Origin of the sequence: Erysipelothrix sp. HDW6B (genome assembly GCF_011301115.1) — a bacterium.
Lineage (GTDB): Bacteria > Bacillota_I > Bacilli_A > Erysipelotrichales > Erysipelotrichaceae > Erysipelothrix > Erysipelothrix anatis.
Window position 1 is genome coordinate 288,247 of sequence record NZ_CP049860.1, and the last position, 23,323, is coordinate 311,569.

General features: G+C 38.5%; 23 protein-coding genes. 19 read left to right on the top strand and 4 right to left on the bottom strand.

Annotated elements, in window-relative coordinates; all coding sequences use genetic code 11:
* The first annotated feature begins 112 nt into the window (after nucleotides 1–112).
* Complete coding sequence (locus G7061_RS01320; RefSeq protein ID WP_166118132.1) at nucleotides 113–1,453, top strand: polysaccharide deacetylase family protein; 1,341 nt, start codon at nucleotides 113–115, stop codon at nucleotides 1,451–1,453.
* Between the two features lie 39 nt (nucleotides 1,454–1,492).
* Here G7061_RS01320 and G7061_RS01325 read toward each other — a convergent pair whose 3' ends face one another.
* Entirely contained in the window at nucleotides 1,493–1,873 is a 381-nt protein-coding gene (locus G7061_RS01325; protein ID WP_159639767.1) for a DUF805 domain-containing protein, read from the bottom strand.
* A gap of 172 nt (nucleotides 1,874–2,045) precedes the next feature.
* Here G7061_RS01325 and G7061_RS01330 point away from each other — a divergent pair, with 172 nt between their 5' ends.
* On the top strand, nucleotides 2,046–3,296 hold the full coding sequence (locus tag G7061_RS01330; RefSeq protein ID WP_159639766.1) for a hypothetical protein: 1,251 nt from the start codon (nucleotides 2,046–2,048) through the stop codon (nucleotides 3,294–3,296).
* 10 nt (nucleotides 3,297–3,306) lie between these two features.
* Here G7061_RS01330 and G7061_RS10975 read toward each other — a convergent pair whose 3' ends face one another.
* Both G7061_RS10975 and G7061_RS01340 read right to left on the bottom strand, forming a co-directional pair.
* Nucleotides 3,307–3,936 (bottom strand): prepilin peptidase, encoded by a 630-nt coding sequence (locus tag G7061_RS10975; protein ID WP_159639765.1) that lies wholly within the window; start codon nucleotides 3,934–3,936, stop codon nucleotides 3,307–3,309.
* A 63-nt stretch (nucleotides 3,937–3,999) separates the two neighbouring features.
* Nucleotides 4,000–5,244, bottom strand: a complete 1,245-nt coding sequence (locus G7061_RS01340; protein ID WP_166118135.1) for a hydroxymethylglutaryl-CoA reductase, degradative — start codon at nucleotides 5,242–5,244, stop codon at nucleotides 4,000–4,002.
* A gap of 111 nt (nucleotides 5,245–5,355) precedes the next feature.
* On the opposite strand from G7061_RS01340, the gene G7061_RS01345 reads away from it, so the two are divergent.
* The 4 genes from G7061_RS01345 (at nucleotide 5,356) to G7061_RS01360 (ending at nucleotide 10,950) form a co-directional block, all read left to right on the top strand.
* Nucleotides 5,356–6,297 (top strand): L-lactate dehydrogenase, encoded by a 942-nt coding sequence (locus G7061_RS01345; protein ID WP_159634545.1) that lies wholly within the window; start codon nucleotides 5,356–5,358, stop codon nucleotides 6,295–6,297.
* Nucleotides 6,298–6,510: 213 nt separating this feature from the next.
* Nucleotides 6,511–8,322 carry a translational GTPase TypA gene (typA, locus tag G7061_RS01350; RefSeq protein WP_159639763.1) on the top strand — a complete coding sequence of 604 codons (1,812 nt, stop codon included), beginning with the start codon at nucleotides 6,511–6,513 and terminating at the stop codon, nucleotides 8,320–8,322.
* A gap of 22 nt (nucleotides 8,323–8,344) precedes the next feature.
* Nucleotides 8,345–9,499 (top strand): tRNA guanosine(34) transglycosylase Tgt, encoded by a 1,155-nt coding sequence (gene tgt, locus G7061_RS01355; protein WP_159634539.1) that lies wholly within the window; start codon nucleotides 8,345–8,347, stop codon nucleotides 9,497–9,499.
* A 143-nt stretch (nucleotides 9,500–9,642) separates the two neighbouring features.
* The gene (locus G7061_RS01360) at nucleotides 9,643–10,950 is read left to right on the top strand and encodes a PTS sugar transporter subunit IIC (protein WP_166118138.1); all 1,308 of its coding nucleotides are present in this window, start codon (nucleotides 9,643–9,645) and stop codon (nucleotides 10,948–10,950) included.
* Nucleotides 10,951–10,960: 10 nt separating this feature from the next.
* On the opposite strand, the gene G7061_RS01365 is transcribed toward G7061_RS01360, so the two are convergent.
* Nucleotides 10,961–11,779, bottom strand: coding sequence for a MerR family transcriptional regulator (locus tag G7061_RS01365; RefSeq protein WP_166118141.1), 819 nt, complete (start codon nucleotides 11,777–11,779; stop codon nucleotides 10,961–10,963).
* Nucleotides 11,780–11,862: 83 nt separating this feature from the next.
* On the opposite strand from G7061_RS01365, the gene G7061_RS01370 reads away from it, so the two are divergent.
* The 13 genes from G7061_RS01370 to nadE all read left to right on the top strand — a co-directional run bounded on the left by G7061_RS01370 (nucleotide 11,863) and on the right by nadE (nucleotide 23,286).
* Nucleotides 11,863–12,489, top strand: a complete 627-nt coding sequence (locus tag G7061_RS01370; RefSeq protein ID WP_159639761.1) for a YitT family protein — start codon at nucleotides 11,863–11,865, stop codon at nucleotides 12,487–12,489.
* A gap of 76 nt (nucleotides 12,490–12,565) precedes the next feature.
* Nucleotides 12,566–13,009: a hypothetical protein gene (locus tag G7061_RS01375; RefSeq protein ID WP_159634530.1), complete on the top strand. Its 444-nt coding sequence runs from the start codon at nucleotides 12,566–12,568 to the stop codon at nucleotides 13,007–13,009.
* Nucleotides 13,010–13,107: 98 nt separating this feature from the next.
* Nucleotides 13,108–13,953: a PRD domain-containing protein gene (locus G7061_RS01380; RefSeq protein WP_166118144.1), complete on the top strand. Its 846-nt coding sequence runs from the start codon at nucleotides 13,108–13,110 to the stop codon at nucleotides 13,951–13,953.
* Nucleotides 13,954–14,062: 109 nt separating this feature from the next.
* Nucleotides 14,063–15,472, top strand: a complete 1,410-nt coding sequence (gene treP, locus G7061_RS01385; RefSeq protein WP_159639757.1) for a PTS system trehalose-specific EIIBC component — start codon at nucleotides 14,063–14,065, stop codon at nucleotides 15,470–15,472.
* Nucleotides 15,462–17,087 (top strand): alpha,alpha-phosphotrehalase, encoded by a 1,626-nt coding sequence (locus G7061_RS01390; RefSeq protein WP_166118147.1) that lies wholly within the window; start codon nucleotides 15,462–15,464, stop codon nucleotides 17,085–17,087. The genes treP and G7061_RS01390 overlap by 11 nt, the downstream gene beginning before the upstream one ends.
* Nucleotides 17,088–17,249: 162 nt before the next feature.
* On the top strand, nucleotides 17,250–17,729 hold the full coding sequence (locus tag G7061_RS01395) for a PTS glucose transporter subunit IIA (RefSeq protein WP_159634518.1): 480 nt from the start codon (nucleotides 17,250–17,252) through the stop codon (nucleotides 17,727–17,729).
* Nucleotides 17,730–17,789: 60 nt separating this feature from the next.
* Complete coding sequence (locus G7061_RS01400; protein WP_166118149.1) at nucleotides 17,790–18,260, top strand: NUDIX hydrolase; 471 nt, start codon at nucleotides 17,790–17,792, stop codon at nucleotides 18,258–18,260.
* A 25-nt stretch (nucleotides 18,261–18,285) separates the two neighbouring features.
* Entirely contained in the window at nucleotides 18,286–19,311 is a 1,026-nt protein-coding gene (gene queA, locus G7061_RS01405) for a tRNA preQ1(34) S-adenosylmethionine ribosyltransferase-isomerase QueA (RefSeq protein WP_166118152.1), read from the top strand.
* A gap of 12 nt (nucleotides 19,312–19,323) precedes the next feature.
* On the top strand, nucleotides 19,324–19,830 hold the full coding sequence (locus tag G7061_RS01410) for a hypothetical protein (protein ID WP_159634509.1): 507 nt from the start codon (nucleotides 19,324–19,326) through the stop codon (nucleotides 19,828–19,830).
* Complete coding sequence (locus G7061_RS01415; RefSeq protein WP_159634506.1) at nucleotides 19,827–20,165, top strand: hypothetical protein; 339 nt, start codon at nucleotides 19,827–19,829, stop codon at nucleotides 20,163–20,165. The genes G7061_RS01410 and G7061_RS01415 overlap by 4 nt, the downstream gene beginning before the upstream one ends.
* Nucleotides 20,166–20,228: 63 nt before the next feature.
* On the top strand, nucleotides 20,229–20,825 hold the full coding sequence (locus G7061_RS01420) for a hypothetical protein (RefSeq protein WP_166118154.1): 597 nt from the start codon (nucleotides 20,229–20,231) through the stop codon (nucleotides 20,823–20,825).
* Nucleotides 20,822–21,535: an RNA methyltransferase gene (locus G7061_RS01425; RefSeq protein ID WP_159639750.1), complete on the top strand. Its 714-nt coding sequence runs from the start codon at nucleotides 20,822–20,824 to the stop codon at nucleotides 21,533–21,535. The genes G7061_RS01420 and G7061_RS01425 overlap by 4 nt, the downstream gene beginning before the upstream one ends.
* Nucleotides 21,532–23,286 carry an NAD(+) synthase gene (gene nadE, locus G7061_RS01430; RefSeq protein ID WP_166118158.1) on the top strand — a complete coding sequence of 585 codons (1,755 nt, stop codon included), beginning with the start codon at nucleotides 21,532–21,534 and terminating at the stop codon, nucleotides 23,284–23,286. The genes G7061_RS01425 and nadE overlap by 4 nt, the downstream gene beginning before the upstream one ends.
* Nucleotides 23,287–23,323: the final 37 nt, after the last annotated feature.

The window sequence follows — 23,323 nt, forward strand, 5'->3', positions numbered from 1 at the left end:
AAGAGTTCATGAAATGATGGTGAACTCCCGAAAATTTCAAAAGATAATCAATTGGAAGGGGTTAGATTTAAACGATGAGTGTGATAGGATTATTAAGAAGAGGTAAAGATAAATGGCAAAGCGAAGACGTTATAAAATTAATTATAAATTTGCGATTCCTTTTGCATTATCAATCCTACTTGTAGTAGGTTTAGGAATATATATTATAAGTGGTATGTTTCCCAAATATCCAAGTCATTTAAAGAATGTGGATACAGATAATAAGCAAATTGGAACCCAAGTTAAGGATTTAAAATCAATGGATCAAGGATATTTTGCGTATCATTATCCAAAGACGGGATACAAATCTGCAGATACATTTGTGGACAATGTGCTTACAAATACCCAAACTCGAAACCAAGAGGTGTTTACCGACAGTGAACGAACCGATGTCGAATTTCTCCAAGACTACGCGGTATCGACGTATAAAGATAAATATTTGAGTGTTACATTCTACCAACAACTTGATGGTGCACTCACCAATGTGGAAAGTCGTGTTTTTGACATGAATTCAGATACGGAAGTAAGTCCCAAAGATCTGCTCGTTGACAAAGCAGATCGAAAGGTCATGAGTGACTACCGTAAGATTTTAGAACCAGTAATGCCGCGTGATCAAGTTATTGCATCATCGACGTTGGATGGGAAAACAAATTGGCTGCTCAACGATCAGAAAATGTGTCTGTTTTCGAATGATCGTAAGGTCGAGTACGATTTAAAAGAGTCTGCCCATTTCTTTGATGAACCACCGTATGAGACTGATAAAACTGCAGCCGATGTTCCATCAGCCTACCTTGATCAAGGAATCGATGGCAATGAGAAATTGATTGCTTTCACATACGATGATGGACCACACGGTGATAATACCTTGGCATTAATCGATTTGTTTGCAACGTATAATGGAAAAGCGACATTCTTTACAGTTGGGAGTCGTGTAGGAAGTTACCCAGACATTGTGAAACAAATTCTTGATTCCGGAAATCAAATAGCGAGTCATACTTTTTCACATCCAAATTTGAATAAAGCGACTCCAGAGCAAATCCAGCAAGAAATTGCGAGTACAGAGCAAGCAATCCGCGATGCTTCGGGATATGATGGTCAAATCATGGTCCGCCCGCCATACGGGAATGCTAATGAGTATGTTCGTGAAAATTCAAATGTCACATTTATTAACTGGTCAATTGATTCAAATGACTGGCGTTATAAAGATGGCAAATCAGTTTGCGATACAGTTGTAGAATATGCGCATGATGGTGGAATTGTTCTCATGCATGATCTGTATTCAAGTACTGTTGAAGGAACTAAGTGTGCGCTCGAAAAATTATCGGCTGAGGGTTATAAATTTGTCACGGTCGAAGAATTACTCGAATCACGTAACATCCCAATTGAACCAAAGAAAATTTACTATAGAACATAAAAAAAGGCACTTGACGTAGGTCGAGTGCCTTTTAATCTACTAGAATGTTGTTTCTTGTGAGTTGTTTGGGTAACCATAGTTGTTCATGTGGTCATCACCAGGACTTACTAAGAAGAAGATAAATACGAATTGACCAATAACTGGAATCATATTTACGAGTAGGTACCATGCAGATTTATTTGTGTCATGTAGACGACGAACTTGCATCGAGATTGTTCCAATGAAAATGATGGCTTGAATAACGATGATAGCTGCGCCCAAGAGTGTAGGTAATTTAACAATTAATCCAATTAAACCAACAGCAACGCCAAAGAGTGCTGCAAAGAGATAAATGTATAAGATTGTAAACCAGAATTCACGACGTGATGTGCGACCATCCATGATTGCCATGTTAGCTACAAATTTCTTTAAATAGTTCATAAGTTTTCCCCCTTTATTGTCCTATTCTATAATATCTACGAACAGAAAAACAGTAATATGTATACAATATTTGAAAATTTATGAGAATATGAGAGTGTGTATCGAAAATGTACATGCGTTTTTCGACGACGAGGCTATATTTCAGTGTTATAATAAAGCAAAGAGGTATTATATGAAACATGTGTTTTCACGGGAAGAAAAATCAGTTTTATGGATACAGATACTCGTGTCTGTAGTTTTAATCGTAATAGGGGTACTTTTTATTTATCGTGATAATCTCATGTGGTCACTCATTTATCTCGCTATCCGTATTGCATTAATTGCTTCGTTTGTGGTTTCGATTTATCAAAGTATCCGAAATCGGAATATCTTCAATGGGTTAATTGGTTTAGGTGCACTGGGTCTATTTATATTGCTGGGACTAACGGAGTACCTCTATATCGAGATCATTGCAATTATTTTTGGGATGTGGGCAATGTTTAATGCAGCAGTCCACGGACTTGAACTTTATGTCAAAATTAAGGACAACGAACCCGGAAAGTTTGGAAAAATTATTGCGTTTCTAATTTCATTTGGCATGGGTTTATTACTGATTTTCAGTGGTGTTGAAAACCGTTTTATTATTAATTTACAAGTTGGATCATACATTATTCTATATGGTATAGTGGAGGGATTTTCGGCAGTTCAAGTTCTTTTCCGTAATAAAATCAAGATTAGTTTTTCCTTGCCAGTCTTTTTTGCTGCATTAATTCCGAATTTTTTAATAAAGAGTATTAATCGTATTGAGTTGGAAAATCCTGGCAGTTTTTCAAGCGAGGTTGAGCCATCAACGGGTACAATGTTATCGGTATACCTTTATGCTAAAGATGAAGGACATAGTCGAATCGGCCACCTTGATATAGGATATCGTGGCAGTATTTATTCTTATGGTGCCCATGATAACTTCAACCGCGCAAAATCAATGGCCTATGGCGACGGTGTCATGATTATTGGAAGTGAGAAAGATTTTGTCCAATATGCAGTCGATACGGGCACAACAGTCTTTCGTTTCTTTATTCATTTAACACAAGAGCAAGCGAGTCAAATAGAAGCACGTATTGATACAATTCTTGAAGATGCGTTTTATTATGATTACCCATATCAACAAGATACAGAAGGCGAAAACTATCTAACACGACTCCGTCAAGCAAATCTAAAAGTAGATTTCTATAAGTTTAAGCGCGGTAAGTTCAAAACATACAACGTGTTTACGACCAATTGCGTTCTGGTTGCTGATCAAATAATTGAATCAAGTGGAATGCGATTAATACAAATAAGTGGTGTGGCAACTCCCGGTGCTTATTATGAGTATCTTGAAAGCCAACTAAAAAAACCTGGATCTGGTGTAATTCAGAAAAAAATATATACGTCAAAGAGCTCGTAAGAGCTTTTTTTTATGGGAATCCAAACCAAATTGGTGCGTCAAAAAGTAAGGTCATAACGAACCCAAAAGTGATGAATGGAACAAATGGGATAGCATCTTGCAGCGATCGTCGCCCCATCACAATTAACAAAATAGAAACACACGAAGCACTTATCACCGCGATCGCAAGTGTTATGTAAAACGAAAGTACATTTAAGTAAGTCGCACAAATAATAAGTAAGATAACATCGCCAAAACCGAGATATTCTTTGTGTCTTAAACCTATTAATGTTAGCGGAACAACACAGACTAACAAGAAAAAGTGATTTTGGGTCAGTGGATTTAGCCAACGCTGAAGTAGTGCTAAAATTAAGCAGATTATTAAGTGGTGATTCGATATACAACAGGTGTATGTATCAATTAAACTCATCAACAACAGAAGCGATATAAACAAACCGTGGACAATTCGAAGCATCGTTGGGAGTTCCATTTGCATCAATTGTCGAAAAATAATGTAGTGATTGAAAACCATGAAAATAAAGACAGAGACGCGCCGTTGGACATATTGATTACTTTTGATTGCATCAATAACGCGAAATCCCCAGCACCATATTAAAAATGTCAGTAGTACACAAAAAATAGAAGTTAATATAGAATACATCAATTTCACCTCTATCTTTTAAATAGGAAGCGTGCGCTATAAATCCTATAAAAAAGATAGAGATTACTCTCTACCTTCATATTTTGAAACAATTTTATGAGCTGCTTCAAGATTCATGGGTTGGGTTTGTGTCAGTTCAGTCACGATTGCATCGAGATGTTCAGCGATAGCCCCAGCTTGTAATGCGAGCGACCGGGCATGGAGTGCCATGTGCCCTTTTTGAATGCCGTCAGTAGTTAATGCGTAAATGGCAGCGAAGTTTTGTGCAAGGCCGACACTTGCAATCATCATCATGAGGTCTTGAGCATTCTCGAATTTCATAATTTTACGTGCTAATTGTGCTTTAGGATGAATACCCATTGAACCGCCAACAGCGCCAATGGGCATGGGTAAGGTTATGGAACCGAGAATATCACCATTATCTGCTATAGACCATTTAGTTAAGGGTTGATATGTGCCTGAAAGTGAAGCATAGCTATGGACTGCGGCTTCGATTGCACGCCAATCATTCCCACTTGCCAAGACGACAGCATCAATACCGTTCATAATCCCTTTATTATGTGTTGCTGCTCGATATGGGTCTACCATCGCAAGATCGGATGCCTGTTTAATGCGTGAGGCAATGAGATCAGAATGTTTAAGCGTATCTGGATTCAAACGTACGGAAGCATGAACAACGGATTCCGTTGTTAGGTTTGATAAAATCCCCATTAAGGCTTCTGTTGAGAATGTTTCGGCTAAGTAACTCTTAACGGCCTCAAGCATAGTATTCATCATATTTGCACCCATTGCCTCTTGCGTGTCTACAATTAAATAGACAATCAGGAAGTGTGTTTTATCGGGATTCATCACATACTTGGTTTCTATTTTGTGAAGACCGCCACCTCTTTTCACAATAGACGGGTAAGCAGTGTGTGCAATATGCTGTAGTTCTGAGAAATTATTCTCAACAAATTCCATCATTTCTTGTGGATTCTTTGGATTAGCAAATGCAATTTGACCACGCATGAAACGACTTTCTACATGACTTGTTATACCACCATTACGTTGGAATATCTTTGCGGCATTACTCGCAGCAGCAATCACTGATGGTTCTTCTGTGACCATTGCCATCACAACATCTTTTCCATTGATTAGAAATCCAGGAGCAACTCCCATTGGAAGTTCATAGGTTGTAATTGCATTTTCAATCATATTGTCGTAAACAGATTCCGGTAAAGGCGTATCCAAGGACTCATCGTAACGATGGTCTTGAGCAAGGACAGCTTTCCGAGCTGCAATATCTTTCTTATAAAACTTTGTATACATGTGAATCACCTCATAGATTAAGAATAACTTATCACGATGAAAATGCAAGCAAACTCTACCGCTTCTTAACGCAGTTTTGGTATGATGAAGACAGACAAAAGGAGAGATTCTATGAAAGCAAATAAAGTTTCAATAATTGGTGCAGGTTTTGTTGGTTCAACCACTGCATTTGCGTTAATGAATAGTAATGTCGTATCCGAAATTGTAATTGTTGATATCAACAAAGATAAAGCGAAAGGTGAAGCAATGGATCTGGATCAAGGCCAAGTATTTGTTTCTCCCGTAAAGGTTGTTGCTGGTGACTATCCAGAAACAGCAGGATCCGATATTGTAATTATCACTGCCGGTTTGGCACAAAAACCTGGTGAAACACGGATTGATCTTGTAAACCGTAATATTGAGATCTATAAGCAATTAATTCCAAGTATTGTTGAATACAATCCAGATGCTATCCTCTTGGTTGTCTCAAATCCAGTAGATATTTTGGCACAAATAACCTACCAACTTTCAGGCTTCCCAGCGAATCGCGTGATTGGTTCAGGTACAGTTCTTGATACCGCACGCTTCCAATCAATTTTAGCAAACAAGTTTGCTGTCGATCCTCGTAATATCCATGCGAATATTATTGGTGAACATGGTGATAGTGAGATTGCAACATGGTCACTCGCAACCATTGCTGGACTTACAATCGAGCAGTATTCACGCAATATGAACATTGAGTTTAATGACGCGATGCGTGATCAAATTACGCATGATGTTAAAACGGCTGCGTACGAAATTATTGATCGTAAAGGTTATACCAATTATGCGGTTGCACTTGCCGTTACGCACATTGTTAAAGCAATTCTTCGTGATGAAAAATCAATCTTAACCGTTTCCTCATTACAAAGTGGTGATTATGGAATCGAAGATGTTTATATTTCAGTACCAACAGTTGTGGGTCGTCAAGGAGTTCTAAATACCGTTGAAGTTCCATACAGCACAAACGAAGTATCAGCACTTCGAGAATCTGCAGATATGCTTAAAGAAATTATCAACCAGTCAAATCTATAAAGTATACGAATAGTCCGCCCTCATGGTGGGCTATTTTCGTAGTAAAGCACAGGTGCAAATCTTAATGAAGGGTGATGAACACGAGAAAAACAGAGCAAATTGCTTGAAAATGGAACTTTTTTCGTCTGTAAACGCACTCATGATTGCATTTTCTACACTTTTACTACGAATTCGTGTATAATAGACCAGTTGTAGAAAAGGAAAATGTAATATATGAAAAAAATAATAAACATAGCAGTTATTGCTCACGTTGACGCTGGTAAAAGTACACTCGTAGATGCGATGTTAAAGTCCGCAGGTGTATTTCATGAGAATCAAGTGGTCGTGGACCAAGTTATGGATAGTGATGATATCGAGCGTGAGCGTGGTATTACAATCTATTCCAAAAACTGTAGTGTCGAATATGGCGACATTAAAATTAATATTGTGGACACTCCTGGCCATGCTGACTTCTCAAGTGAAGTTGAACGTATCATCAAAACGGTTGATACAGTTATCTTAATTGTTGATAGTGCAGAAGGACCTATGCCACAAACACGTTTTGTTCTAAACAAAGCGCTTGAAAATGGTTTAAAACCAATCTTACTAATAAATAAAATTGATAAACAAGACCGTCGTGTTGAAGAAGTCATTGAAGAAGTTTACGAACTCTTTATGGATCTTGATGCAACCGACGAACAACTTGAATTCCCAATTCTTTACGGAATTACGAAAAAACAAATTGTTCAAAAATCATTAGATCAAGATGCAACAAACATTAAAGATCTCTTTGACACAATTGTTGAACACACACCACTTTATCCAGATTACGATAATGATCCACTTCAATTCCAAGTATCATCATTAGCTTATGATGAATATGTTGGACGTCTTGGAATCGGTCGTATTACTAAAGGACAAGTTAAAAAAGGACAACAAGTAGCTGTTGTTGATAATGATGGAAACGTTAAGCGTCAATCAATTTCAAAAGTATATGTCTACGAAGGTCTAAAACGAGTGGAGACACAAGTTGCATACGCTGGTGACATCGTAATGGTTGCTGGTGTTGATGATATCTCAATCGGTAACACATTAAACAATGTTGATCACATTGATCCATTGCCACCAATTATTATCGAAGAACCAACATTGTCCATGAACTTCATGGTTAATGCATCACCATTCGCAGGTCGTGATGGAAAATACGTAACATCTCGTAACATTAAAGAACGTCTTGAAAAAGAACTCGAAGTTAACGTGGGATTACGCGTTGATGATACGGGGTCAGCAGATTCATTCAAAGTCTCTGGACGTGGAGAACTTCACTTATCAATCCTTATTGAAAACATGCGTCGTGAAGGATACGAACTGGCAATTTCAAAACCACAAGTTATCACACAAATGATCGATGGCAAAAAACATGAGCCAATTGAAACTGTAATCATTGAAGTGCCAGAAGCATATTCAGGAACAATGATCAGCCAAATTAGCCTTCGTCAAGGGGAAATGACTGACATGACTGAAGACCGTGGTATGGTTAAACAATACTGGCGTGTTCCAACGCGTGGTTTAATTGGTTTCCGTGGAGACTTTATTAACTCAACACGTGGTGAAGGTACAATGGTCCGCCAATTCTTCGGTTACGAACCATACAAAGGTGCTATCCAACAACGTCAAAACGGTTCAATGGTTTCAACAGAACAAGGTGTTTCGATGGCATACTCAATCTTTAACTTACAAGAACGTGGCCAATTCTTTATTGGTGCACAAACAGATGTCTATGAAGGAATGATCGTCGGGATTGCCGCACGTGATACCGACATGGATGTTAACCCAACAAAAAACAAAAAACAAACAGCGATTCGTAGTTCAGGACGTGATGAAGCCATGAAGCTTACACCACCAATCCAACTAACACTTGAATATGCACTTGAGTTCATTCGCGATGATGAATTGGTTGAGGTTACACCTCTAAATATTCGTCTACGTAAACGTTTCTTAAAACCACACGAACGTAAAGCTGCAATCCGAAACGTCCAAGAATAATTAATGAGAGAGGTGTCGTACTATGGCATTGGATAACCAACCACTAAAATATACGTTGCTGAAAACTGAAAAAGATACAGGTGCCCGACTCGCATCCATTGAAACGCCACACGGCGTTGTGCAAACGCCAATGTTTATGCCGGTCGGAACACTTGCAACTGTTAAATTTTTATCACCTGAAGATTTGTACAATATCAATTCACAAGTAATCTTGAGTAATACCTATCACCTATGGCTTCGCCCTGGGTCCGATATTGTTAAAGAGGCAGGTGGATTGCATAAATTTATGAATTATGACGGACCAATCCTCACAGATAGTGGTGGATTCCAAGTCTTCTCTTTAGGGAAAATTCGTAAAATTGTTGAGGAAGGCGTTCATTTTAAGAACCATCTTAACGGCGATGCCCTCTTCTTAACTCCAGAAATTTCAATTCAAGTTCAAAATGATTTAGGAGCAGACATCATAATGAGCTTTGATGAATGTCCTCCATATCCTGCAACTTACGAGTATATGAAAGAAAGTATCGAGCGAACAGTTCGCTGGGCGAAACGTGGCCAAGAAGCACACCAACGTCCGCATGACCAAGCCCTCTTTGGGATTTGCCAAGGGGGAGAATTCTCTGATCTTCGTGAATGGCACGCAAAACAACTCGTTGATATGGACTTCCCAGGTTACTCAATTGGGGGAACCAGTGTTGGTGAACCTAAAGATGTAATGTATAAAATGATTGAAGATACAATCAAACACTTACCAGAAGACAAACCACGATACCTAATGGGTGTCGGAAGTGTTGATGGATTGTTTGAAGGTGTGTTGCGCGGTGTTGATATGTTTGACTGTGTTTTACCAACACGTATCGCACGTCATGGTGCTGCGATGACAAGTGTCGGTCGTATCAACATGAAGAGTGTAAAATATGAACGTGATTTCTCACCACTCGATGCAAATTGTGATTGTGAGGCATGTACTAAATACTCTAAAGCCTACTTACGTCATTTAATGCGTACAAACGAAGGTCTTGGAATGCGTTTATTATCAATCCATAACTTACGTTACTTATTAAAACTAATGGAAGATATTCGAGAAGCAATTAAAGACGATCGTCTCCTTGCACTTCGTGATGAAGTCTATGAAGCGTATGGAATTGCGGATGGAAGTAACACTTCTGGTTTCTAATTCAGAAAAAAGCTTTGACACAATATGTCGAAGCTTTTTTATTGTTAATAGAAGGGAGAATACCCATATATTGAAAACGCATACATATTTGTATTGAATCTAATGAATATAATGTTATAATGTTTTATATAGGAGGATTCACTATGAATGCATTAATGACATTTTTGGAAGCCAAGATTATGCCCTATGCGACACGAATTAGTGGACAGCGCCACATGTCCGCAATCCGTCACGGTATTATCGCCACCCTTCCGTTAACGATTGTAGGATCGTTTTTTACAATTTTGCTGAATATTCCCGTACCCGAAATTGCTGCGGTCATCGAGCCGTACAAAGCAATGCTTGATATTCCCTTCCGTTTTACTGTCGGAACGATGTCACTATATTGTACGTTTACCATTGCCCAACATTTAGCAGGTACCTACCAATTGGATAAAGTATCAACGGGATTACTTGCAGTCTTGGCCTTTCTTATTTCGACAGTTGTTCCTGTTCATGTCACACAAGCTGTTGATGGTGTGATTGGTTCAGGTCGTTACATCAATATCGGAGCTTTAGGTTCATCATCATTATTTGCTGCAATTGTTACTTCGATAATTACTGTCGAGATTTTCCGTTATATGAAAGCAAAAGATTGGACGATAAAAATGCCTGATGGCGTTCCACCTGAAGTCGCGAATTCATTCATTGCGCTACTCCCAACAGCCGTGGTAATTCTATTCTTCTGGACGATACGCTATCTCTTAGGCTTTGATATTAATGGTTTCCTCACAACCATCCTAATGCCGTTGAAAGGCCTATTAACGGGAAATAGTTTAATTGGAGGATTACTAACGGTATTCTTAATCTGCATCTTCTGGGTAATGGGAATTCATGGTCCGGCAATTCTAGGTCCCATTATTCGTCCATTTTGGGACATGTCGATTGCTGAAAATATGGAAGCATTCACTAATGGTGTACCTGCATCCCAACTCCCCAATATATTTACGGAACAATTTATTCAATGGTTTGTATGGATTGGTGGGTCGGGAGCAACGTTGGCACTTGTTGTTCTCTTTATGTTCTCAAAATCTAAATATTTGAAGCAATTGGGAAAACTGTCGATTCTTCCGGGACTCTTCAATATTAACGAACCAATTATTTTTGGAGCTCCAATTGTTATGAACCCAATTCTTGCGATTCCATTTATTGTTGCTCCATTGGTTATGACGACAGTTTCATACATCTTTTTGAAACTTAATTTGATTCCGATGATGGTTGCGAAGTTACCGTTTACTGTCCTCTCGCCAATTGCTGCATGGATTAGCACTGATTGGACAATAATGGCTGCGATCCTAGTAATCATAAACTTCATAATCTCGTTACTCATATACTATCCATTCTTTAAAGTATTCGAGAAACAACAGCTAGAACGTGAGCTTGAAGCAATTTCGGAAACATCAGAACAATAAAAAACCGCTATTAAGCGGTTTTTTTATCGTTTAATTTTAATTGTACCTCCGTTAAAAACTCGGACTCATTTTGAGTGTAGCGGTTATCGATACGATAAATTTCAAAAGGACGATTGTCGGATGTATAGCCGTGCTCATGTGCAACATTAATAATTTTTTTCAAATTCGCAACACTTTTTTTATACGAACCTTGATAGAAGATAGAGATATAGGTACCAGCAGGAAGGATAAAGTCATAATCGTCGGTTTCTTCATCACCAATAAAAAAGACTGATTGCATAGTATTTAAGATTCCTTGATTTATATCATCATAGGAAGGAATGGCACCAATGTCTAAATCACCTAATTCATCCAATTCTTCTTGGTGTTTCCGATGTAGTTGTTTGATTACAAAATCAGTTTCTTCGTCGCTTCGCATTTGTGATTCGAGTTCATAACCGTAGCGAATTGGATACTCTTTGATGGTGATCGTGGTGGCGTCTAAATGACGGTAAAAGCGTAGCATATCACTCCGATAGTTTAGAGATTCATAGATTTCATTTAGTTTTGATATTTCCGTTTGGACGCGTTCTTTCTCGGTTTCGTAGAGTGTAATTGTATGACTGAGTGAAAAAGCATCTAAATAGTCTTTAATCTGTTCAGTGGAAAAATCTAAGGCCAAGAGGTCGCGAATGATGTTGAGAATGAAAATATCATTAAGGGAATAATAGCGATAATTGTTGTCGCCGCGTTGCGGTGAAATCAGTCCTTTGGTTTCATAATAGCGAATGGAATCGACACCAATACCATATAACTGCGAAATTTCTTTGATCGTATAAAGTTGTTTCATGGGTATCCTCCAAAGTTCTTTGTTTGACTCTAGTATAGTACTAGGGTTTAAAATGGTCAATATATAGAAAAAGGAGAAATACAATGTTTCGCAATAAAGAAAATAGGAAGACTGTTGGGGCAATGTTACTAGGATCTCTGATCCTATCATTCGGTCTTTATAATATTCACCAACCCCTACAAATCACCGAAGGTGGAGTTATTGGTGGGATTCTACTCATCAACCACTGGACAGGGATTAACGCTTCCTACATTTCCTTTGCATTGGATCTATTGTGTTATGCCTTTGCATTCAAATTCTTAGGTCTCGATTTCATTAAAAAATCGGTGATCACATCATTTTTTGTTGCTGCATTTTTAAGAATGTGGGAACTTCAACCTCCATTAATTACCCATCTATTTACGAATCAGTTCGTCGCTGCAATCGCTGCAGGAATGTTTGTAGGTATTGGGGTCGGAATTATTGTTAGAAGTGGGGGATCGAGTGGTGGTGATGACGCACTTGCACTCATCATCTCTGAACGTACAGGTTGGAAACTTGCGAAAGCGTACATGATTACAGATTTTTCAGTGCTAATACTATCATTGTCGTATATTCCGATGTCGCGAATAGTTTACTCATTAATCACGGTAACAGTGTCATCAGTTTTAATTGATATGATTAGTACCTACCGTGTTCAACCTATCAAAACAACAATTCCCCAAACTTAGTGAGATTGTGTGTTAGTACTTATTTCGCTCAAATTACACATAAATAATGCATAATGGATTTACGGAGGTGGTAACGATGTCCAAAAAATTCAGACAAACGCAGACCCCAAAAGTAGTGCCAATTGCAACGTTATTGGCCGTAGATAAAGAAGGAAATGTCCTTCTCGCAAAAAACGAACGAGGGGTATATTCGCTACCCAATATAGAATTAAAACAAAAGCAAACATTAGAAAATTCAGTACGTATGGATATGAAAGACGTGCATAATTTGGAAGTAGGAACATTATCATTGATGAATGTGTACTCAGATTCTGAGTTTAGCCCAAGTAAGTGGCTCGTAGAAGTTCATACAATTTACTATACTGAAGATTTTGAACCCAATGGCAGTCAGACCTTTTATCCAATGTATGACGTTCCAGAAAACATAGATGCTTTTTCAAAACGTGTTATTTGCAAGTATTATGACGATGTACAAAAATCATTCATGGACTATATTCGAGTCCATGGCGACTTATACTAAATCCAAAAGCTCGTGGTTCATAAACCGCGAGTTTTCTTTTGTTAAAGATTTGACAATAAATTCATTTAAACGGTACAATGCACACAGGAGAACTCACGATGGAAAAAACGTACCGAATAAAAAAAATACTCAACAATAACGTTGTGAGTGCCATGAGTGGACTCCAGGAAGTTATTATAGTTGGGATGGGTGTTGGCTTTCAGGGGAAAGTTCATGCCAAAGTTGATAACCGAAAAATTGAAAAAGTCTTCGAACTCAAGCAAGAAGATGTTTTAAAGACGTCTCAGCTTGTTCGCGATATTCCTGAAAGTATGTTCTATGACATGTATCGTCTGATTGATAATGTGTCGAAGCAAACGCGAATCAATTTGGATGCTCATGCGTATGTAACGTTGATTGATCATATTAATTTTGCGATGGAACGTCATCGAAGTGGTCAAGATATTAAAAATTTATTGAACTATGATCTTCAAATTCTTTATGGTGATGAGTTCCAATTTGGAACTCGATTGCTTGAAATGGTTAACACAAAGTATGGAATTAATATGCCTGACGATGAAATTGGATTCCTGACGATGCATATTGTGAATGGTGCCCATGCGGATATTAAAAACCAATCCTCGATTCTAACGGACACGGTTCTAAACTGTTTGAATATTGTTCGTGATTACTATTTAATCTCATTAAAACTTGAAGAAGCAGCAACACAACGCATCACAATTCATATAAAAATGCTCGTCCAGCGGGCACTGAGCGATACACAAATTGACTTCGAAGAAAATATCTTGTACAATGTTATTGAAGAATTTGATAGTGCTTACAAATGTTCGCTACAAATTCAGGAATACATTGAAAATCGTTTAAAGAAAAAACTAAACCCACAAGAACTTGTCTATCTTACAATTCATCTAAACCGTTTGGAGATGATGAATAAAGGCAAGTGAGGATTTGTTACCGGAATTATGGGCAAGCCTCTCAAGTGCGTCTTTTATGGCGTCTTGGGAGGCTTTTTATGTTTTCTTCTTTAAACCCCATTCCAAAGGAGGAAAGAAGATGGGAAAATATCAAAATGACGCACGTGATTTACTAAAACACGTGGGTGGCAAGGATAATATTGGGGCTGTAACACACTGTGTCACACGGATGCGTTTTGTGTTAAATCATCCTGACCAAGCTGAGATTGAAGCAATTGAAAAGATTCCAGCAGTCAAAGGAACGTTTACACAAGCTGGTCAATTTCAAGTTATCATTGGAAATGATGTCGATCTTTTCTACAATGATTTTGTAGAAATATCTGGAGTTGAAGGGACCACAAAAGAAGGTGTCAAAACACTCGCTAAAACGAATCAGGGTAAAGTTCAACAACTCATGAGCAACTTGGCAGAAATTTTTGCACCGCTTATTCCTGCATTAATTATTGGGGGACTCATTCTTGGGTTTAGAAATATTCTGGAAGGTGTTACATGGGGCGAGTGGGGTAAAATCGTCGATAACTCACAATTCTGGGCAGGGATTAACCACTTCTTATGGCTCATCGGAGAAGCAATTTTCCAATTCCTACCAGTCGGAATCACATGGTCAATTTCACGCAAGATGGGAACAACACAAATCTTAGGAATTGTCTTAGGGATTACTTTAGTTTCACCACAATTAATGAATGCCTATGAGGTAGCCGGCGCAACAGCAATTCCTTTCTGGGATTTTGGATTTGCACAAGTTCAAATGATTGGGTATCAAGCACAGGTCATTCCTGCAATGCTTGCTGGATTTACTCTGGTATATCTGGAACGGTTCTGGAAGAAAATCATCCCAAGTGCTGTCTCAATGATTTTTGTACCACTCTTCGCATTAGTACCTGCAGTCTTAATTGCACACGTTGTTTTAGGTCCTATTGGATGGACAATTGGTTCATGGATTTCAAATGTCGTCTATTCAGGTCTAACATCATCATTTAGAATTCTCTTTGCAGGAATCTTTGGTTTCTTCTATGCACCCCTAGTCTTAACAGGATTACATCACATGAGTAATGCGATTGATATGCAGCTCGTTAATGACTTTGGTGGAACGCTCTTATGGCCAATGATTGCATTTAGTAATATTGCTCAAGGGAGTGCAGTTCTTGGAATTTGGTGGCTCCATCGAGGCAATACCGAAGAAGAGCAAGTATCAATTCCTTCCATTATTTCAGCATATCTTGGTGTTACGGAACCAGCAATGTTCGGAATTAACTTGAAGTATAACTATCCATTTATTGCTGCGATGATTGGTTCATCAATTGCGGCTGTCATCTCGGTTGGATTTGGATTGATGGCTAACTCAATTGGAGTTGGTGGATTGCCAGGATTCTTATCATTTAATATTGACCGTTGGCCATTATTCTTTATGATTGCCCTCGTTGTCATTATTGTTCCGTTTGTAATTACTGTCGCATATGGCAGAAAGGTTGAGGGCAATGCAAAATAAGTTACCGATAGTTTATCAGATTTATCCAAAGTCATTTTATGATACAAATGGGGATGGAATTGGAGATGTTCAAGGAATTATTGAAAAGTTGGATTACCTCCAATATTTAGGTATCGATATGATTTGGCTAACTCCGATTTTTACATCACCACAGCGTGATAATGGATACGACGTAGCGGATTATCTTGCAATTGATCCTGTTTTTGGGACAATGGAATCGGTTGAAACGTTGATACAAGAAGCAAAAAAACGTGATATTGGTATTATGTTTGATATGGTTTTAAATCATACTTCAACAGAACATGCATGGTTCAAACGAGCACTCAAGGATCCACAATATCAAGACTTCTATTTCTTCCGCGAGAAACCAACCAATTGGGAGTCAAAGTTTGGAGGAAATGCTTGGGAATATGTTGAATCGCTCAATCTGTATTATTTACATCTTTTTGATGTAACCCAAGCGGATTTGAACTGGGAACATGAACCTGTTTTCCAAGCACTCGTAGATGTTGTGAATTTCTGGCTGGATAAGGGAATTCAAGGACTTCGTTTTGATGTCATTAATCTGGTCTCTAAACCTAATCCCGATACTTTTGAAGATGATTTTGAAGGGGACGGACGTCGATTCTATACCGATGGCCCGCGAATTCACGAACACCTTCACCGCTTGAATCAAGAAACATTCGGAAAATATCCCAATATCACCACTGTTGGTGAACTCTCGTCGACAGATGTTCAAAATGGAGTTGCTTATGCAACTCCAGAAAACAAAGAGTTATCCACAATTTTCAACTTCCATCATCTAAAAGTGGATTACAAAGATGGAAAGAAATGGGAATTAATGCCATTTGATTTCTTGCAATTCAAAACATTGATGAAAACATGGCAAGATGCAATGGCAGCAAATAATGCGAACATGTCGTTATTTTTAAATAATCATGACCAACCCCGTTCTGTATCTCGTTTCGGAAATGATCAAGAATATCCATTTGAATCGGCAACTGCGCTGGCAACCGCGATGCAATTAATGCGCGGAATGCCTTATATTTTTCAAGGTGAAGAGATTGGGTTACCGAATGCATACTTTGATAGCATTGACGATTATCGTGATGTAGAGTCGATTAATTATTATGAAATTCTAAGAACATCGATGTCAGATAATGAAGCACTTGAAATTTTACGCCAACGCTCGCGCGATAACTCAAGAACTCCCATTCCTTGGGATGATACCATACATCATGGTTTTACGACAGGAACCCCGTGGTTAGGGTTGACCAAATATCCAAATGTCCAAACAGTTGCAGATAACCTTGATAATCCGAATTCAGTCTTCCATTATTACCGCAAACTGATTGCGTTACGAAAGACTTTGAGAATTATTGAATCGGGATCGATAACATTTGAAGCAATGGATCATCCGGAGCTTATGATTTATACCCGCGAATATAACGGAGAAACGATGGTAGTGGTCATTAATTTTTATGGCAATACCGTTGCATATCAACCGAAACAAAACGTTAAAGAAATCTTGCTTTCCAATGTGGGACGTACGACTTTAACTGCAACATGCGAATTGAAACCGTATGAAGCATGTGTCTACGCCATCACTGCGTAATGTAAACTAGAGATGAATACGTCACAAATGTCATTGTAATTTCATAATAAATAGTCGTTAACGTATCTATTCCGCGTGAATAAATGATAAAATAGATACACAAGCGCCAACAATCAACTAATAATGACTTGATGCGGCGTAGCGCCACTTGGAGGTATATATATGTTTTTTAAACGTAAAAAGAAAATAACAGATGAATCATATGGAGCATTCGGAACTGGAACTGTTTTATCATTAGAACAAGTTCCTGATCCTGTCTTTGCCCAAAAAATGATGGGTGATGGTTATGCCATTGAATTAACCGAAGGAACAATCGTTGCACCTTCAGAAGGTGAAGTAACGGTTGTGTTCCCAACGGGCCATGCCTATGGTATTGTCAGAGAAGATGGCGTTGAAATTCTTGTTCACTTAGGAATTGATACGGTTCAACTTGAAGGCAAAGGATTTGTATCGCACGTTAAAGTCGGTGATAAAGTATCCCGTGGAGATAAACTTGCAACGATGGATCTTGACCTCATCAAGGCGGCTGGAAAATCAATTATCAGTCCAATGATTATAACATCAGGCCAAGCGATAACATTACATCGTGATGGTGAAACAGTAACACCAACAACTGAGGATATCTTCTCAGTAAACGCATAATTTTAAAGCTTAGGATATCCTAAGCTTTTTTGTATATCAAAGGATAGATAGGAGTTACTTATGGAATACTACAAATACTTACGACAATTTGTTGGGCACCGTCCAATTATATTGCCAGGTTCAGTTGTACTTGTTTTTGATAGTGCTGGGGCAGTTCTTTTGGAGCAGCGTACTTCAGGTCATTTTGGCCTTCCTGGAGGAATGATGGATCTTGGCGAAAGTTTTGAAACAGTTGCCCTTCGAGAAGTCAAAGAAGAAACAAACCTAACGATTCGAACACTGGAATTTTTTAAAAATTATTCAGGACCGTCGCATCATGTTGTACTCGAAAATGGGGATGAGATGTACGTTGTAACCGCGGTTTTCTATACAATGGACTATGATGGAGATTTGCAACATAATCCTGATGAATCCCTAGGTGTTCATTTTTATCCACTGGATCAATTGCCAGAATTAATGGTTCCCGTTCACTTACGAATGATTCAAGAATTCCAAGAGTTCGCAATCACAAAAGGGAATGTGTTAAAATAGTAAAGAACTTTTTAGGAGAACACTTATGAACGTAAATGATTTTGATTTTTACCTTCCAGAGTCACTGATAGCACAAACACCTGCCGCCAAACGCAGTGAGTCGCGCTTATTGGTTGTGGACGGTATGAATCTTGAAGATAAACACTTCTACAATATAACTGACTACTTGCATGAAGGGGACGTCTTGGTGGTTAATAACACTCGCGTTATTGCTGCTCGTCTTTTCGGAGAAAAACCTGAGACAGGTGCACATGTTGAGTTGTTGATTCTTAAATTTGAAGGGACAACTGCAGAATGCCTAGTTGGAAACGCTAAGGTTGTGAAACTGGGAACAGAACTAAGTTTCGGTGGTGGAAAACTGAAAGCTATCTGTACTAAAATTGGCGAAGAAGGCATTCGATTCTTTGACCTAATTTTTGAGGGGATATTCTTAGAGGTGCTGGATGAACTGGGACAAATGCCGTTGCCACCGTATATTCATGAACGTCTTGAAGATAAAGAGCGTTATCAAACAGTTTATTCGGAAGTTGCAGGAAGTGCTGCGGCACCCACGGCAGGATTACACTTTACTGAAGAAATCCTTGACCAATTGAAAGCAAAAGGTGTTATGATTGTTCCTGTAACATTACATGTCGGTTTAGGAACATTCCGACCTGTCAAAGTAGATAATATTTTTGAGCATACGATGCATGCCGAATCATACTTTATGACCCAAGAAACAGCAAATGTTTTAAATCAAGCACGTGCCGAAGGTCGTCGTATTGTAGCTGTTGGAACAACATCAGTCCGAACTTTGGAAACGATTATGAGCGAACATGGAACCTTTCTTGAGACAGAAGGTGAAAGTAAAATATTTATCTATCCAGGATATGAATGGAAAGCAGTGGATGCAATTATTACGAACTTCCACTTGCCAAAATCTACACTCATTATGCTTGTCAGCGCCTTTGCTGGTAAAGCGGAAATTGACCACGCATATGCCCACGCAGTTGAAACTGAATATCGTTTCTTCTCCTTTGGCGATAGCATGATCTTGACCCATAAAAAATAAAAGAGGAGTCTTATGAAAATCAATAAAAATCCAGAGCGGTTAAAAATGATTCTAATTGTGATAGGAATTCAGTTCATTGTCGCAACAATAACGCTCTTAATGTATGGAAACGGTCACCCTTTAATTCAATATATTAGAGGGATTCATGTTGGTTTCCAAGTAATTATAATTAGTATTATAGGATTTATTATTTATGCGATTCCTGGTTATCTGCTCGTTATTTCAAAATCTAATAAGCGTAACCTTATCGCAACCATTGATTCAGCAGTTCTTGTACTAACGGGTATCTTACTTGCAACGTTTTTGATTATTTTTGGATACAGTTACGTGTTACACCTGAAGACGCCATGGTTATTCTATAGTCTTATGAACCCAATTTTTGGGAATTTAATGTACGATACGATGCAGATTCGATCGTTTATGAATCTTGTCTGGTTACCATCGACAATTATTCCGGGATTGGGAATATTGTTTGGTGCGTTTGTACGCCTTAAACAAGAAGGAGTTGTGAAAGTTTGAAACGTCATTGGACCGCATTACTGGCAATTGTTGCATCCGCAATAATTTACAGTCTGCTTTTAAAATTTATACCTGGAACCTTTACATGGTTTCTAACATTTATTTGGATGGTTATGCTTCTAGTGATTGGACACTTTATGTCCCCGCACAGCAAAGCGAATAACCGTTGGTTAGGAAAAGTTGTCATCGCAATCATCGTTGTCTTTATCTTTGGATTCCAACTAAATATTCTACAAGTACCAGAGTTTCGCCAATTACTTGGAACCGTAGGAATTACCGGTGGGTTCCTCGATTTGCTCTTATTGTACTGTGGATGGGCATTTTTCCAAGTTTAAAAGAGTTTTCGAACTCTTTTTTTCGTTTAAACATGTATAATAAAATAAATGGGGTGACTGAATATGAGATTAAAGAAAAATGCGAACATCGTACTGTTGGGTGATAATACGTTTGTGAGTACATCATTAACACGATCATTAACGAAATCATTGCAAAATTATAACATTCATAACAGTGCACAAAAGCACTATCTTATGGAGGATGTATTGAATAATTTTCAATCCGATTGCACAACACTGAAACCAAGCGTCGTTTTTGTGAGTATTGGTAATGAAGATAGTTTGAGCTTACGACGCGATATTTTATCGGGAACAACTGCATCCATGCTTAATTTTGAAAACCAGTATCATGAATTAGCCCGTAAACTGGATGCTATGACACTCAAACGTGTTGTCTTGATTGAGCCTTTTTATGTATCTCGTTATACAATCTGTGATCATGTTCGCTACGATATTCAGGATAAAATATACATCACCCGTAAAATGGCGAAATCGTATGGGTTTGAATTAATTACATTGGATGGCTTGCTGAATCAAGCGGCATTCGATACCGGAGCTTATAATATTGTTAAACCAAATGGTTTACAGTTGAAAAAACAAGGTATTCGCGTTCTAGAAACTGCGATTTTGGATAAATTTAAAGAGTGGAGTATTCTATGATTGTATCAGGTAAAATAAGTGTTAAAGCAATTCTAAAAGAACGAAAACGAGAAATTAGTGCCGTCTATATTCTTGATAAACATCATGACAAAGAGTCGCGTTATGTTTTGGGAATTGCGCAGGGACTACCGATTGAACGGTTAGATCGTGAGGCTATGGATCAATTAGCAGGAAATACGAGCCATGGTGGATATTTAGTTGCATGTGGACCACGAATTTCGGATGGTTTTGATACGCTAAAGCAAGGACAACTTGCGCTTATGTGTATTGAAGGGGTCACTGATCCTTTTAACCTTGGTGAGATTTGCCGTACGGTGGCGTCTTTGGGATTTGATGGTATTGTGACGCCAAACTATGATTTTTATGATAATGAAGCAAAATTGATTCGTGCAAGTGCTGGTGCAAGTGAATCGTTATGGTGGTTAAAATCTGATGATTTAGCGCACGATATGACTATTGTAAAAGAAAACGATGTTCGCATTGTTGCTGCATACCGTGGTGATGAGAGTGTTGCGCTTCATCACTACACGATGCCTAACCGTGTCTGTATTGCTTTAGGAGGCGCACTTCGTGGGCTTTCGCGCTCACTCCTTGATTTAAGTGATGATCATGTTCGAATCGATTATGATGCACGTGTCTCGTTGAGTACGGTTGGAGCAGCAACATCCTTTGCCTATGAGCACTATCGTCAAAAAGGAGTATCCGAATGAAACTAGCAATTATACAACAACGTATTTTTTCAAATAATCCACAACGAAACTTTGAAGCAATGAAAGCAGCGATTCAAACCCATAAGAATCAAGCAGATATCATTGTCTTCCCAGAAATGGCCGTCGGTGGTTACATGTTGGGGGATAAATATAATAATCTAGATACAATTCATGATTTCATGCAGTATAACGATCAATTAAAAGTACTCTCTGAAGGAACCGCAGTTATTTGGGGAAATGTGCATCATGATGGAAAGCATTTATACAATGCTGCGTATTTTGCAGTTGATGGGGATTGGGCACAACGTGCATCTCAAACCGATCGGGGTATCTATTTCAAACACTTATTGCCTAACTATACATTCTTTGATGATAAACGCTATTTCCATGCGGGCCATGGTAATTTTGAACCGTTTGAATTTAAAGGTCAAAAAGTTGCAATTCAAATCTGCGAAGATATGTGGGATGAAACGCATGATATGTCACCTACGACACAAATGAAAGCCTATAACCCTGATGTCATGATTAATATTTCCGCATCACCATGGGTTAAAGGCAAAGAGACATCGCGCCTTGACACAATCCGTCGTCACAATCTATCAATGCCATTTGTTTATGTGAATGCCACGGGAATGCAAAACAATGGTAAAAATGTCGTAGTATTTGATGGTGGGTCATTGGTTGTGACGCCTAACACAATTCATGAGTTACCACAAAATTTTGAGCAATCAGAAACCGTGATTGATTTGATGGCCCTTGAGGCACATCAAAATTCAGTCGAGCACAAACTTTATGAAGCACTCATCCACGCAATTCGTTATTTTGATGAGGAAACACTTGCATACGGTCCAAAATGGGTTGTAGGTGTATCGGGTGGTCTTGATAGCAGTGTAACGGTATCGCTCTTAGTTAAAGCACTGGGAGAAGATCGTGTATTGGGTGTTACAATGCCAAGTAAATTCACACGTGACATTACCAAGAGTAATGCCTATCATCTCAGTGAAAAACTAAACTTTAAATTATTGGAGATTCCAATTGCTTCCATGGTTGATGCAACACTTGAAAGTTTAGGTCACGGTGGTTACGAAACGGTCGAAGGTTTATCCTATGAAAACATTCAAGCGCGTCTACGAGGCCATACATTGATGAGCGTATCGAGCCTAGAAAATGCTGTAGTTTCAAATAATGGAAATAAAATAGAGGTTGCATTGGGTTATGCAACGCTTTATGGCGATGCAATTGGTGCGCTTGCGATACTTGGAGATCTTACTAAGATGGAAGTTGGAAAAGTTGCGCAATCACTGAACGAAATTGCTGAGGCAGAACTCGTTCCACAAAACCTTATTCCTCATGACGAAGCAACACATGTATCTTGGGAATTTGCGCCAAGTGCAGAATTAAAGGATGATCAATTTGATCCCATGAAATGGGGGTATCATGATGCTCTCATCGAATTCTTACAAAAAGACTCTTTGGAAGATTTGCTTACATCATATCGAGATGGTACCATTTACAATACGAAACTCGGTAGTTATCTCAAAACCTATCAATTGGATAAACCTGAAGCGTTTATCGATGATTTGAAATGGGTTATTCGAACGATGAATGTCGCTGTCTACAAGCGCATTCAAATGCCGCCGATTGTTTCAGTGAGTGACTATGCATATGGCATGACGTATCGTGAGAGCCAACTTCCACAGACTTACACACAGAAACAACGTGCACTTATGGAATCCATTCTTAAAATGTAAAAAGATAACTGAGGTTATCTTTTTTTTTATGTTTAAT